Annotated in this window: 18 protein-coding genes; 2 read left to right on the top strand and 16 right to left on the bottom strand. The window is 71.4% G+C overall.

The genetic code is table 11. From position 1 onward, the window contains the following. Positions 1–9 precede the first annotated feature (9 nt). The 5 genes from AAFN69_RS30010 to AAFN69_RS29990 all read right to left on the bottom strand — a co-directional run bounded on the left by AAFN69_RS30010 (position 10) and on the right by AAFN69_RS29990 (position 3,183). Complete coding sequence (locus tag AAFN69_RS30010) at positions 10–498, bottom strand: Pycsar system effector family protein (RefSeq protein WP_347732022.1); 489 nt, start codon at positions 496–498, stop codon at positions 10–12. Continuing rightward, entirely contained in the window at positions 495–749 is a 255-nt protein-coding gene (locus AAFN69_RS30005; RefSeq protein ID WP_347732021.1) for a hypothetical protein, read from the bottom strand. Before AAFN69_RS30005 ends, AAFN69_RS30010 begins: the two co-directional genes overlap by 4 nt. Continuing rightward, positions 746–1,111 carry a hypothetical protein gene (locus tag AAFN69_RS30000; RefSeq protein WP_347732020.1) on the bottom strand — a complete coding sequence of 122 codons (366 nt, stop codon included), beginning with the start codon at positions 1,109–1,111 and terminating at the stop codon, positions 746–748. Before AAFN69_RS30000 ends, AAFN69_RS30005 begins: the two co-directional genes overlap by 4 nt. Positions 1,112–1,333: 222 nt before the next feature. Beyond that, positions 1,334–2,503, bottom strand: a complete 1,170-nt coding sequence (locus AAFN69_RS29995; RefSeq protein ID WP_347732019.1) for a hypothetical protein — start codon at positions 2,501–2,503, stop codon at positions 1,334–1,336. A 242-nt stretch (positions 2,504–2,745) separates the two neighbouring features. Next, complete coding sequence (locus AAFN69_RS29990) at positions 2,746–3,183, bottom strand: hypothetical protein (RefSeq protein ID WP_347732018.1); 438 nt, start codon at positions 3,181–3,183, stop codon at positions 2,746–2,748. Here AAFN69_RS29990 and AAFN69_RS29985 point away from each other — a divergent pair. Then, on the top strand, positions 3,161–3,781 hold the full coding sequence (locus AAFN69_RS29985; RefSeq protein ID WP_347732017.1) for an SMI1/KNR4 family protein: 621 nt from the start codon (positions 3,161–3,163) through the stop codon (positions 3,779–3,781). The two genes, AAFN69_RS29990 and AAFN69_RS29985, sit on opposite strands and share 23 nt — an antisense overlap. A 273-nt stretch (positions 3,782–4,054) precedes the next feature. On the opposite strand, the gene AAFN69_RS29980 is transcribed toward AAFN69_RS29985, so the two are convergent. Next, complete coding sequence (locus tag AAFN69_RS29980) at positions 4,055–4,942, bottom strand: helix-turn-helix transcriptional regulator (protein WP_347732016.1); 888 nt, start codon at positions 4,940–4,942, stop codon at positions 4,055–4,057. Positions 4,943–5,085: 143 nt separating this feature from the next. Between AAFN69_RS29980 and AAFN69_RS29975 the strand changes: the two genes are divergently transcribed. Further along, a complete protein-coding gene (locus tag AAFN69_RS29975; protein WP_347732015.1) occupies positions 5,086–5,865 on the top strand; it encodes an NAD(P)H-dependent oxidoreductase in 780 nt (259 codons plus the stop codon). Here the strand turns inward: AAFN69_RS29975 and AAFN69_RS29970 are convergent. The 10 genes from AAFN69_RS29970 to AAFN69_RS29925 all read right to left on the bottom strand — a co-directional run bounded on the left by AAFN69_RS29970 (position 5,862) and on the right by AAFN69_RS29925 (position 12,659). Continuing rightward, the gene (locus tag AAFN69_RS29970; RefSeq protein WP_347732014.1) at positions 5,862–5,987 is read right to left on the bottom strand and encodes a hypothetical protein; all 126 of its coding nucleotides are present in this window, start codon (positions 5,985–5,987) and stop codon (positions 5,862–5,864) included. The two genes, AAFN69_RS29975 and AAFN69_RS29970, sit on opposite strands and share 4 nt — an antisense overlap. A 192-nt stretch (positions 5,988–6,179) precedes the next feature. Further along, complete coding sequence (locus AAFN69_RS29965) at positions 6,180–6,941, bottom strand: hypothetical protein (RefSeq protein ID WP_347732013.1); 762 nt, start codon at positions 6,939–6,941, stop codon at positions 6,180–6,182. 211 nt (positions 6,942–7,152) lie between these two features. Next, positions 7,153–9,702, bottom strand: coding sequence for an FtsK/SpoIIIE domain-containing protein (locus AAFN69_RS29960; protein WP_347732012.1), 2,550 nt, complete (start codon positions 9,700–9,702; stop codon positions 7,153–7,155). A gap of 165 nt (positions 9,703–9,867) precedes the next feature. Continuing rightward, positions 9,868–10,386 (bottom strand): hypothetical protein, encoded by a 519-nt coding sequence (locus tag AAFN69_RS29955; protein ID WP_347732011.1) that lies wholly within the window; start codon positions 10,384–10,386, stop codon positions 9,868–9,870. 44 nt (positions 10,387–10,430) lie between these two features. Next, positions 10,431–10,925: a hypothetical protein gene (locus AAFN69_RS29950; protein ID WP_347732010.1), complete on the bottom strand. Its 495-nt coding sequence runs from the start codon at positions 10,923–10,925 to the stop codon at positions 10,431–10,433. A gap of 2 nt (positions 10,926–10,927) precedes the next feature. After that, the gene (locus AAFN69_RS29945) at positions 10,928–11,296 is read right to left on the bottom strand and encodes a hypothetical protein (protein ID WP_347732009.1); all 369 of its coding nucleotides are present in this window, start codon (positions 11,294–11,296) and stop codon (positions 10,928–10,930) included. Positions 11,297–11,595: 299 nt separating this feature from the next. Continuing rightward, a complete protein-coding gene (locus tag AAFN69_RS29940; protein WP_347732008.1) occupies positions 11,596–11,859 on the bottom strand; it encodes a hypothetical protein in 264 nt (87 codons plus the stop codon). A 60-nt stretch (positions 11,860–11,919) separates the two neighbouring features. Then, positions 11,920–12,204: a hypothetical protein gene (locus tag AAFN69_RS29935; RefSeq protein ID WP_347732007.1), complete on the bottom strand. Its 285-nt coding sequence runs from the start codon at positions 12,202–12,204 to the stop codon at positions 11,920–11,922. Then, positions 12,189–12,392 carry a hypothetical protein gene (locus AAFN69_RS29930; protein ID WP_347732006.1) on the bottom strand — a complete coding sequence of 68 codons (204 nt, stop codon included), beginning with the start codon at positions 12,390–12,392 and terminating at the stop codon, positions 12,189–12,191. The genes AAFN69_RS29935 and AAFN69_RS29930 overlap by 16 nt, the downstream gene beginning before the upstream one ends. 102 nt (positions 12,393–12,494) lie before the next feature. After that, entirely contained in the window at positions 12,495–12,659 is a 165-nt protein-coding gene (locus AAFN69_RS29925; RefSeq protein ID WP_347732005.1) for a hypothetical protein, read from the bottom strand. Between the last annotated feature and the right edge of the window lie 41 nt (positions 12,660–12,700).

Raw genomic sequence — 12,700 nt, 5'->3', positions numbered from 1 at the left:
GGGCCTCCGTCAGATCGAGGTGAGTAAGCCAAAGGCGAGCGCGGTGAGGGAGCCGGCGGTGAGATCACCCGCCCACCGGAGGCCGAGGAACTTCTTGCGGGCGATCCGGGAGACCCGGACGAGGTCTTCGGCATGGCTGTGCGAGTCGGCCTCGGCGATGTCGGCGACGGCTTCCTCGGGCGTGCAGCGCGCCCAGTAGAGGAAGGTCCCGCGCCGGATGCCGGAGATGCTGGGCCGGACCACGAACAGAACGGTGAGCATGGCCGCGACCAGGCCCGTGGTGCCGAGCCCGACCAGCACGGTGGCGTGGGCCGGGAGGCTGCGACCTGGGACGGCGGCCAGGAGCACCGCAAGGGGAAGCGAGAAGGCGGCCAGGAGGACGGCGGCCTTCCCGTCCGTGCGGCTGATCTCCCCGATCACGGTGCGGATCGCTTCCGTCAGGCGCGTCTCCAGGTCGGTGCAAGCGGTACCGGGAGCGATGTCAGCGGTGGTTTTCACGGTTTCCCTCCGGGACGGGTACAAGCGCCCGGGGCTGTGGGCCGGGGCGGGAAGTAGCTGTTCGGTGCGGCCGGGGTGCCGTCGTGGCATTCGATGCGGGCGGCGGGCTGCTGGCCGCCGGGGCGCAGGCCCAAATCCCACAGCTGGCGGCGGGTCGCCGGATCCGTACGGCTGGCCCGCTGCCACCGGAAGACCGGGAGGGAGCCGTCGTCGTACGGGTCGACGTCGACCAGATCCTGGTCGGCCATCATCTGGTCCGGGTACCGGGACGGTGGGCGCTGGTGTGCTCGTCAAGCACGACGGTGAGCGTGTCCCAGAGGCGGGTGGAGAGGCCCCAGGTGGTGTCGGCGAGGGTGACGTGCACCGCGCCGGTGAGGGCGGTGACGATGGCGAAGAAGCGGCGGTCGGTCTCCCGCTGTTCCGGGCTGGGTTGTTCGTTTCGGTACTTCGCTTCGCGCTGGGCCAGTGGGTGGAGGCCGAGGTAGTCCCAGACGAGGACGGTGTTGCCGGTTCGCTGTTCGGCGACGCGGAAGCCCGAGAAATCGCCCAGCTCAAGACCGACGTCGAGGCTCTGGTGGGCGCCCTTCACCAGGCCACGACAGAGAACAGTCACCTACGTCGGCAGCTCGTCGACCGCCATGCGGTCGTGCGCGTGCTGCCTGCGCAAACGCCCCCCGATAGGTAGCCGGTCAGCAGCCGCAGGCACACCCACCGGCCGCCAGCCAGGCAGCCCATGAACCCGGTCAGCCTCCAAGTGCACCTGCGTGAGATCGACGTCCCTCCGCAGTGCGGCAGGACCTCGGCGGTCCGGAAGGCGGCGCACGGCGGGGCTGTCCTACTCGGTCGGCAGACGGAGCATCGGTTCGAAGGCCGCGTCCTCCTCGCCCTCGATCGAAGGGAGGAAGCCGTCCGGGACGGTGCGGGCGGCCGTGGTGAGGAGGCGGGCCAGGACCTCGGCCTCAGTGGCCGGGGGGAGGCGGAGGGCGGCGAGGAGGCGGTCGCGGACCTCGGGGTGGTCCGGGTTGTCCTCAAGGTAGTCGGCGTTGAGCGCGGGAGGACGGAAGCCGGCCAGGGCGTCGTGCCAGGAGGGGAGGACGATGGCCAAGGTCAGGGCCTCGGCGAGGGACTCCGCGATGAGGGAAGCCTGGCCCTCGGAGTCGGTGTAGAGGACGGGGCGGACGCGGCCGGAGCCGGCCGGGCCGCAGAGGTAGAGGGTGCCTCCCGCGTTGCAGCCGGCCACGGGCTCCACCGGCAGACCGGCCGGCAGGGCGATCGACTCGATGGGGTCGGTCCGCGTGAGGTCGAACTCGCCGTCGCAGGCGAGGTACGCCTCGACGTCGGGCTCGGCGGCGATCCGGCGGAGCAGGGCCTCGTCAGAGAGCACGGCCGGGTTGAGGCCGCGGGCGGCTTCGGGGGTCAGGGGGTGGCCCGCGAGGACGTGGCGGACGGTGTCGAGGGGGACGGGCCGCCCGTAGTCCTCCTCGAAGTGCGCCTGGACGGCCTCGGGGGAGCGATCGGTGAGGAGGCGGAAGAGGTACCCGGAGCCGTCCGGGTCCGGGCTGCCCGAGGGGAACTCGATGCCCGAGCCGGTGCGCCAGGCGCTGCCGCCGGTCTCCCACCACAGGCAGGCGGTGACCCGCGGGGCGCCGAGGCCCTCGTCGACGAAGGCCGGGTCGTCCAGGAGCGGGCGCAGCGCGGCGGGCACCTCGTCGATGACACCGGGCCAGACCTGTTCGTCGTCCGTGCCGTACGGGCTCATCTCCGACTCGTGGTCGAAGCCGCGGACGAGCACACCGGCCGGGGTGAAGAGGACGGAGAAGTCGTCACCCGAGCCGTTGTCCATCAGGGCCGCCTCCGTCCCAGGCCCCCAGGTGGTGGAGAAGGAGTAGCGGGAGAACCGCGGGTCGCGGCAGATCGCCTGGTCCAGCACGGCCAGCGCACGCAGGTACGCGCGGAGCTCGGCGGGGTCCGGGAGGAGGGCGGCGGTAGTGTGCACGGTGTCCATGGGCTCATGTAAGCAGCCGGCACTGACGTCCAGGGCGGCGGTTCGGTCACACCCGCTCTCTCACTCAGGGAACGAAAAGCCCAGCTCACGCAGGCGGGGCAAGCACATTGCGAGGCATTGCTCCACAGACGCGGCATCGGTTCGCACAAGGACGTCCTCGCGCAACGGCGCTCCACTGGCGACGAGGGTCCATGGCTTGTCCCTCTCTGCCATCCGCTCAGCGTCGGCCTTGAACAGCACCGTTACGTCCTGTTCAGCCAGTGCTTCCATGCGATGCCGGTGGCGACGGTGCGACTGCTGTCCGGCGCGGTCTGCCGGATCATGGCGACACTGGCCGCACCCCAGGTGATCCAGAGGGTGCGGGCGGCGGTGATGCGGATGAACCCGGCGACCAGGCCGACCAGGCCCGTGATCTGCCAAAGGGCGTACGCGGTGGCGGCGTCGACCGGGAGGCCCTGGGTGTGGGTGGTGAGGTAGGTGCGGACGGGGGGGGCGACCGTGGTGAGGACTGCGGCGGCGTCGGCGGCCAGGTCGATGACGAGCGCGAGGCCGACTGCGGCGGTCAGGGCGTTGATCCAGGTGGTTCTCCAGACATCCGGTGATGTCTCATGCGGGTGCGCCAGTAGAGTGGCGGCGGACGAGAGAAGAGATCCTCCGATGGACTCCCGGATATCGCGCATACGCTCCAAGCTGGCGAAGGTGCCGTACCAGGTGCAGCGCAGCCACTCGACGGGTGCTGAGCGCCACGCTTTTCGCCTTGGCCCGCGCATCAGTTCCGTGCAGGCGGACGTCTTCGAGGGCGAACACCACATCGAATTGCCGTTGGCCTACCGCGAGTTCCTGGTCGAGCTCGGGGGCAGCGGTGCCGGCCCCTTCTACGGTCTGCTTCCGCTGGAGGAGTGCAGGCTGTTCACCATGGACCGCCAACCGCCGGACGGCAGCCCGCGGGGATTCCATCACGTGAACCACCCGAACGCACTGCGAGGAGACCTGTTCCTCCACATCATCGAGATGGGCTGCACAGACCTGTGCCTCATCGGCGTGACTGGACCCCTCACGGGCCGCATGCTCACCGGTAACGCGGATGGCTTCTGGCCCCCAAATGTCTCTTCGGCCCGGGACTTCCTCTCCTGGTACGAACGCTGGCTGGACCACATGCGGGATGGCAAGGACAACGGCGCTCTGGGGCTCACCTCCCCAGCGACCGTCGCCAGCGCCCCCTGGGGCCCCCGGGCCAGAGCCCGGAACACTCTGTGGCCGCAAGCCGCAGAGCATTGAGGCAACCGAACTCGAATCCGGGGTGCGGGGCCGGGCGGCCTGTCCCGTCCCCGGCCGCCACGGGTGCGGTTCGGGGGCGGGGCGGGCGGTCGGGCCAGCCGTGGAATCGGTTGCGGCGGAAGACAGCGCGGCGGATGTTCACCGTGGTGCCGGCTGCCCCGGGATCGCTCCCTGCGCAGGGAGGGACGATCAACGGCTTGACCCGGCACGTCCCTGATCGCAAAGGAGGCTGGGCCCCAGCGTTCGGTGGAGGGCCGGCCTCCTGGATTCGGGCTAGCGGCCGCCGGACGGCCCCCGCGAACAGGTGTTTTCAGTCTCCGACGGGGTGCAATCGGCTTCGGTCTGCGCGTCATCGCTTTCCGCGCCCAGTCTCGCGAGCAGGCGCAGCCCGTCCTCAGTGGGGCTGTCGGGGGCCGCGGAGAGCACCAGTAGCTCCATGCCTGATTCGTTCGGTAGTGCGAAGTTCTCCTGGTGTAGTTCCAGCAGTCCGACCAGCGGGTTTCTGTACGCTTTGCGTCCGTGTGTGCGGGCGCGTACGTCGGCACGGGCCCAGAGGCGGCGGAAGCGTTCGCTGCCCATCGCCAGCTCGCCGATGAGCGAGGCCAGGCGGGGGTCCTCGGGGTACTTCCCGGCGGCCAGGCGCAGGTGCCCGACCACGTCGAGGGTGCATGTCTCCCAGTCGGCGTAGAGGCCGCGTTCGTCCTCCTCCAGGAAGATGTGCCGTGCGGTGTTCAGGCCCGGCATCGGCCGACCGAAGAGGAGCCCGGCTAGACGGTTGCCGGCGAGCACGTCGAGGCGGTGGTCCATGATCAGCGCGGGTGCATCGGCGACCAGGTCGAGGACGCGCAGCAGCTCCGGCCGCATCCGCCCTCCCGGTGCCTTCGCGAGGCGGCGGCGCTGCCGGGTGAGCCGGTGGAGGTGCCCGCGTTCGGTCTCGTCGAGGCCGAGAACGCGGGCGAGCGCGTCGAGGATCTGCCCGGAGGGCTGGGTCGCGCGGCCCTGCTCCAGGCGTACGTAGTAGTCGACGCTGACTCCGGACAAGTGCGCGACCTCTTCACGGCGCAGTCCTTCGACCCTGCGGCGACTGTCGGTGAGGATACCGACGGCCGCCGGGTCGATCTGGGAACGCCGGGTCCGCAGGAAGCCCGCAAGATCGTCCATGCCCCCAGTATGGCCTCGGCGCGGCAGGTGAGGGTGGTCCTGCCGTTACCAGGAAGTCCCGTCCGGCGGAAGCGGCGCCCCTGTACGACGCGGCTTCGGCGGCCGAGCATCCATGGCTACAGACCTTGTTGGAGGGAACAGCCATGAAGACGCTCATTGTCTATGCCCACCCCGAGCCGCGTTCGCTGAACGGCTCACTGAAGGGCATCGCCGTGTCCACTCTCGAAGCCGCGGGGCACGAAGTGCGGGTGAGCGACCTGTACGCGATGGACTGGAAGGCGGTGGTGGACGGGGCGGACTTCGGCGAGCACGCTACGAGCCCACTGCGGGTGGTACCGAGTTCGGCAGGGGCATTTGACGCCGGCGCGCTCACGCCCGATGTGGCGGCCGAGCAGGAGAAGCTGCTGTGGGCCGACACGCTGGTCTTCCAGTTCCCGATGTGGTGGTACACGATGCCGGCGATCCTCAAAGGGTGGGTGGATCGGGTGTTCTCCTTCCGCTTCGCCTACGGCGTCGGAGTGCACGACGAGACCCGGTACGGCGAGCGTTTCGGTGAGGGGACGCTGCAGGGAAGGCGGGCGATCCTGTCGGTGACCGTCGGGGGACCGGAGTCCCACTACACCGATCGTGGGATCAACGGCCCGATCGAGGACCTGCTGTTCCCGATCCACCACGGGATCCTGTACTACCCGGGCGTGGAGGTGCTGCCGCCGTTCGTGCTGTACGGCACCGACAAGATCACCGGCGGCGACTTCGAGGACGCCGCGACAGCGTGGAAGGAGCGGCTGCTGTCGCTGGAGACGACCGAGCCGATTGCGTTCCGGCGCCAGAACTTCGGTGACTATGAGATCCCGTCACTGCGGTTGAAGGAGGGCCTGGAGGTACCGGGCCGCAGAGGATTCGGCCTGCACGTGCGCGGTTAGCCGCGGGCGCGGTTCGGGGCTTCGGTGGCCGAGGCCGCCTTGCCGGTGAAGACGTGCACACCGTGCAGTGCGCGGTCGTTGGTGTGTATCGGGACGTCGACCTCGAAGTAGGGCAGGGGCATGACGCCCATCTCCTCCCCTGGTGGGTTGAGGGGCCACTGCGACCGCCCCGGGCTCCGGCAGGTGGCGGGGTTCGGGGCGGCACAGAGTGCGCTCAACTCAGGCGAGCGAGCGTTCAGCTGGCGGTCTCGATGCCGTCGCGAAGACGGTGCGCGCCCGGGCCAGGAGTGTGGGCTGGTCGGCGCCGGGGTCGGTCAGTGCGTCGGTGAGGTAGGTGACGGCGGCGTCCAGTTCCTCGCCGGCGTCCTGCCACTGGCCGATGCTGGATGAGGCGAGGATGTCGCGGACTTCTTCGACAGATCGATGAAGTCGTTCGGGGTGGTGCCGCGCTCGGGATGGTCTCCGATGAGGGCGGCGAGGTCGGCGGCGAAGCAGTCGCGGAGCGCGGCGAAGGTGTCGGCCTTGGTCTGGGCGGTCATGAAGGACTCCTTGTCAGTGGTCGAGCCGGATGGTGATGGGACGTCGGGGATCCCCGGCGCCGGTGGGATGGTGCGGCGCGGGCGGCGAGGCTGGCGGCACCGGCCTGGTGCCCGCCGTCCGGCTCGGCGTCCGGCTCCTGCCGTGGCGAGTTCGGAGGCCAGGTGGACGGTGGCGAAGCCTTCGTCGAGCAGTTGCTCGCGGGTGGGCGTCAGGTCATGGAGTTCGCGTACGACGTGCGCCCGGACCACCCGGTCGCGGGAGGCGTTCTGCGCCTCCACCGTGGCGAGCGGGATGTCGAACAGGACCGCGACGGCGGGGCGCTGCCAGTAGCGGGCGCGGGCCAGAAGTGCGTGAAAGAGCCCCTTGACGGTGTCTGTGCGGGTGATGTGGGCGGTGTCCTCGCCCTCCCGGGCGGGGTGGAGGGGGGCGCAGGGGCGGGGCAGTTGGCTGGCCGGTCGTCGGCCGGTCAACGGGTGCCAGAGGACGTGGATCCAGGGCCGGTGGCGTGCCGGGATGTCGTGGTGTTCACACTCCATCTCTGGTGACTGTGTGTGAGGTTGTATGGGGTGTTGGGGTTGTTGGGGTTGGGGCCGGGTGTATGGGTTGTCTGGGGCCCGGCAGGCGGGATTCCGTGGGGACTCCCTGACCCCAGACAACCCATACACGCAGGTCATGACCCCTTACAGGTGCGGCATCCCAGACGGGCCGTCTGGGATGCCGCTGTAGGGGTTGTCTGGGGTGCGGTGGTCACTTTCGGTATCGGTCGATGGCGGTGGCGAGGGTGTCGGCGTAGTAGCCGAGGCCGGGTTTGTCGGTGCCGGGGACGCGGAGCTGGCCGCCCGCCGGACGCTCGACGCCGACCTCCCGCAGGAGGCTGTTGAGGGTGATCCCGAGCTTGCGCGAGTCCTCGTGTCCGAGCGCCTGGGCGAGCGGTCCGGTGTGCATCCGGCCGCCGGCATCGAGCAGCGTCCGGTGTGCGCGCAGCAGCAGGATGGGGACGCCGTCGGCGGAGACGGCCTCGTCGTCCCCGGCACCGTCTTCGGTGCCGGTGTCGTCCTGCCAGTCCTCGGTCTCGGGGCCGAGCTCGTCGTCCAGGCCGTCCAGGCCGTCCGGGTCATCGCCGGGTTCGTCGTCCGGATCGGTGGGGGAGGCCGGTCGCGGTGGCGCGGTGTGTCCGGGAGGCGGGGTGCTGAGGTTGCGCATCGCGGCTTCGATCGGGTCGGCCCACTGCCCGCGCATACGGCCGGCCGTGGTGCGGATGCGGGTGATGGTGTCGATCAGCGTGAGGAGGTCGGGGCCGTCGAGCCAGAGAGAGCGGATGCGGCGGTAGCGGTCGGCGAGGAGGATGCCCATGCCCCGGATCGCCGGGTCGAGTTTGGAGGCGTCCCAGCCGGCCTTCGCCGCGCCCTGGGACAAGGCCATGTTGGACTCGGTGGTCTCGGTGACCCGCATCGCCCATTTCCAGGTGATGTTGCCGGTGACCAGGCGGGGCAGGACGCCGTCGTTGCCCTTGGTGACGACCTGGGTGGCGATGACGAGGATGATGCCGAACGCCAGCCCGCGGGCGGCGAGCGCGCTGAGCGCTTCCTTGATCGCCGGGCCGTGCTTGCGGTCTCCGGTGACGGCCGCGGCTTCGTCGACGACGACCAGTTCCAGCCCGCCGAGTTCGGCGATCAGGGCGGGGTCGTCGATCTGTTCCATCCCGTACCGCTTGAGGATCGAGGCCCGGCGTTCCAGGTCGGCGACCAGGGCCTCCAGCAGAGCGCGAGTGCGCTTGGCTCCCTTGGTGCCGGATTCGTCGACGAAGGTGGCGGCCAAACGCCTCCACCGGTCCTGCCCGGGTGCCTTGCCGTCGACCAGGCGCAGGTTCACCCGAAGGTCCAGCAGGGCTCCGGCGATGATGCCGCGCAGGGCCGCGCCCTTGCCGGAGCGGGAGGCCCCTCCGATCGCCAGGCTGGTGTCCTTGAGGACGAGGTTGACCAAAGCGCCGAAGGCGTCGAAGGCGACCGGGATGCCGTCGCTCCAGACATCGACCGCCTCCATGCCAGGCAGGGGAGAGGGTCGCGGGGCGGTGAACGGGTCCTGGTGGAAGGCCGCGACGGCGATCGTCTTGGCGTTGCCGCCGGCAGAGGCGTGGACCGGGTCCATGAAGAACCGCGCCCGGTCCAGTCCCATCTCCCCCGCGATCTGGCCCAGTTTGGGCAGGACGGTCTCTGCGGTCACTCCGTCGCCCGTGGGCAGGACAAGGTGGGCGAGCCACCCCCCGGGCACGCGGGTGATCGAGCCGGGCCGGGCGAGACGGACGGCGCCCTCGCTGATCGCTCCGGCGGCGAGCATCGCCTCGGTGAGCTGGTCGCTCTCCTCGCAAGTCAGCTCTCCCCCGGCCGGCCCGGCCGAGGCGTGGGTGGTCGAGGGGGCGTCGGCCGGTGTCCAGGACGCGGTGAAACCGGGCGCGGCAGCGACCGGGTTGGTGAACGCCGGACCTGCCGGACCGGTCTGGCCGGGGACGAAGGGAGTCGCCCCCGGGCCCGCTGCAACAGACGTGGGGGTGGCCGGGGCGGCGTAGTCGAGCTGGGGGACCTCCGGCGGGGCGGCGCGCCAAGTGCTGAAACGGCCCTTCGCCCAGCCGACGGCCACGAGTGTGCCCAGGATGCCGCCCAGCAGGCCGGGACCGCCGGCCTGGAGCATGCACCACCCGGCAGCCAGGCCGATCGCGATCGACTTCCACCGGCGGCGGTTGGCCATCCGCTTGCGGTGCCCGGCAAGCTCGGCGGCGGTGGGCTCGCGGTGCCCGGTGTAGGGCTGGGCCTCGATCTGCCGGATCCGCTCGCGCCACGCGGCAGCCTCCGAGCGCAGCCTCTCGGCATCCGCGCCAGCGCGCTTGTGGTCGCCCGGGCCTGCGTCGTCGGCGCTGCCCCCGGCCTGCTTCGCGTCGGCGGACTTCTCCAGCGCCTCTGCCTTCTCGGTCAGGCGCTGCGCCTCGCGGGCCTGTTCCTGCTGCCAGGTGGCGTAGCGGTCGTTGAGGAGGTCGGCGCGGACGTGGGCGTCGGTGACCAGGGTGCTGTCGCTGTTGAACCACCCCGACCGTTCGGCCACGAGGACGCGCAGGCCCTCGCGGACGGCGGTGATCTGGTGGGTGACGGCCGCGCTGAGGAAGGTGGCGGCGCGGCCGGCCGGGCCGGGCCTGCCGACACCGGACCCGGACTCGTTGCCGTCCGCGGCCGTGGTGGTGGTCGGCTCGTCGTCCTCGACGAATTCGGCGTCGAGGATGATCCGGTCGGGCAGATGGGGTGTCACGGTGCTCCTCAAAAGGGGGGGCGGACGGGCGAGGTGGCCGGGGCCGGGCGGTGACGGCCGTCCGCACACACCGGGGGCCGCCCCTGGCCGCCAGGGGCGCAGGAGCGGTGTGCCGGGGGTGCGGGCGGCCGATGGCGCCGGGAAACGGCAAAAAAAAAAGGGGGGTCAGCCGATGGCGCCGAGGAGCCGTGCGCCGAGGTTGTTGACGGCGGGGATCACGCTGACGGCCACCGCGCCGCCGAGGACGGCGGAGAGACCGAGCAGGACGCCGGCGACGATGCCGCGGGTGGCGAACTTCTTCTCGGCGGAGTTGATCGCCTTCCACAGGCCGAGAACAATGATGGTCAGGAGAAACATCAGGATGTTGCCCTCGGCGGACAGCTCGACCGGGGTGACGCGGACGCCCCGGGTGGTGTTCCCGCCGGTGACGCCCCACATCGCCAAGGATCCGGCGCCGTTGCCGAGCCACGTGATCGCTCCGGCGCCGAAGGCGATCAGGCCGCCGGTGCACATGGAGGCCATGCCGCCGTAGGCGACGCCGCCGGCGAAGGGGACGAGGGTCTTCCAGTCCTTCTTCTTCGACTTGAGGTTGGCCTTGAGCCAGTGGGCGAGGAAGTGGAGCGGGATGGCGAGACCGACGGCCAGGCCGCCGGCGGTCAGCGAGGACGCGGGGATGTTGAGCACGGAAGTGACCTCCGACGTGAAGTGGTGCGGAACGGCTGGGCGGGCTATTGGTAGGCGGCGGCGACCTGGCTGAGGAGGTGGTCGCCGAGAGCGTTGACGGAGGGCATGAGCGCCACGGCGGACAGGCCGGAGATGCCGCCCGCCAGGCCGAGGGCCGAGGCGGAGACGGCGCCGGCCGCGATCTGGCGGCGCAGCTGGTTGTCGCAGCAGCGCCAGGCCAGGACGACGACGAGGAGCAGGAGCGTGGTGGCCACGCCGCCGCCCGCGGTCATTCCCGCCGGGGCGGCGTCGGCGAGCAGGGCCTCGGTGCCGGTCATCCGGTCGCCGAGCGGATTGGTGGCCTCGGCGGTCAGCCAGTGCGCGGCGAGGCCGAGGAGGCCGCCGGAGCACAGGGCGCTGAGGAGGCCGATCAGCAGGCCGCCGCTCAGCGCGGCGGCGCCGGGCATCTGACGGCCGGTGCGCCACCAGCGTGCGGCGGTCAGGACGAGGACGGCGACCGCCAGGCCCAGGCCGCCGTAGGAGAGCTGGATACCGGTCACCGTCAGGCCCCCGTGAACAGGTAGGCGAGGGCGTGGATCCCGGCCGGGGTCAGGAAGCCGATCTGCACGACGTGCCAGGACAGCACCCGTACCGGCCAGCCGCTGCGCCGGTGCTTCATGCGAGCCCCCAGCTCACCGACGACGGCGATGGCGGCCGCGGCGTAGACAACGCCGAAGTGGTCGACGTCCAGTTGGCCGGTGACCGGTACCAGGAGCAGCCCAGTCAGGGCGGCGGTGCCGTTCCAGACCGGGCGCAGCCGGCTCAGAGAGAAGCGGGCCGGGGCGGTCTGAGTGGCGGGATAGAAGTGATTGTGCGTCACGTAGGTGACCGGCGGGGCCGCCACGTACACCGGGGCGGGAACCGTCGCCACCCTGCCGTCGTCCCCGCCGCCGCGCCACCAGTCCTGGGGCTCGGGCAGGCCCGGTCCTCCACCATCTGACGGAGGCAGCGGGGGAGGAGGCACGGCGGGCGGCCCGGCCGGAGGCGGAGTATCGCGCCGTGGCGGCGGGAGGAACTCATCCCCGCTCCCGGCCAGCGCGTCCGACGGAGACAGGGGAGCGGGCGGGACCGAAAGCGGGGGTGGGGGCGGTGCCTTACGGTCGTCGGTACGCTCCCCGGACATCTCGATCCTGGTCGGCTCGATCGGCTGACCGCCGCTGGAAGGGCTGGTCATCGCTGGTCACCCCCGGGCCGGTGCGCGGTGCGGCGGATGTGGGCGGTGTCGGTGCGGCCGTGCTGGTCGTGGTGGAGCCAGATGCGGACCCGCATCTCGTCCGCGCCAACACCCGCCACCAGAACCTGCCGGGTGCCGTGCGGGGTGAGGCGCGGGGGGAGTCGGGTGAGGGTGCGCGGCGCGGTCGGGGCGGTGGCGGCGAGGCGGCGCAGGTGCCGCAGGCGCCGGGGCCGGCGGATGAACAAGCGGCTGAGCAGCACTGAGAACTCCAGAGGGAAGACCGACCGGCCGGGCCCGTTGGGCCCGGCCCGGTGCAGGGGTCAGGAGGAGGCGCCCGTGAGGGTGCGGACGGTGACGCGGAATCCGCAGGTGGCGCGCAGCGGGCAGGTGTCGCAGACGGCGGCGGCCTCGATGCGGATGACGGGGGAGGCGTTCTCGTTCTCCGCCGCATCGAACAGAGCCCAGCGGCCGGTGCACGCGGCGGCGCCGTGGCGGGCGGAGCGGACCGTCTTGACGGCCTTGCGTGCCCGCCGGGTGCGGCGGGTCATGACCGTCTTCGCATCCGGCACGGGCCGGGGCTGGGGTGTGGTCACTGGGATCGCCACCAGCCGCTGCGGTCCTGGCGGCGGCGCTCGCCGTCCTCCCACGCCTGTCCCTGCCGGTCCACAGCGCGGGCGCTGCGGTGGTGGGCGGCGCGGCGCTTGCGGGCGGTCTTCTCGCTCGCGGACTCCCGCTCGCAATAGGTGGTGTCCGCCATCTGGCGGTCGTTGCCGATCAGGCCGAAAAAGGCCATGGTGAGGTGCCTCCTGAAGCAATTTCGGAGTGCGGAGGGGGTGCGTCGGCCGGGCCCTGGAAAGCGGGCCGGCGCACCCCCGGTTCATGCACGGCGGAACGGTCAGGCGCTGTTGCGGTCCGTCTCGATCCGGCTGGCGACCGCGTCGCCGAGCGCCTGGTGGGCGGCCTGGACCTGCGCCATCACGTCCGCCGGGGCGGCCGGACTGGTCTGGTCCGGGCCGGTGCTGCCGGAGGTCTCCGTGCTGGCCGAGTAGTTGTCACCCATGTGCTGCTCCCTTGTCCGGGGTGCGGAGTGGTTCCCCTGGT

It is taken from the genome of Streptomyces sp. CAU 1734, from assembly GCF_039888735.1.
GTDB lineage: Bacteria > Actinomycetota > Actinomycetes > Streptomycetales > Streptomycetaceae > Streptomyces.
This window is presented reverse-complemented; position numbering and strand designations above follow the sequence as displayed.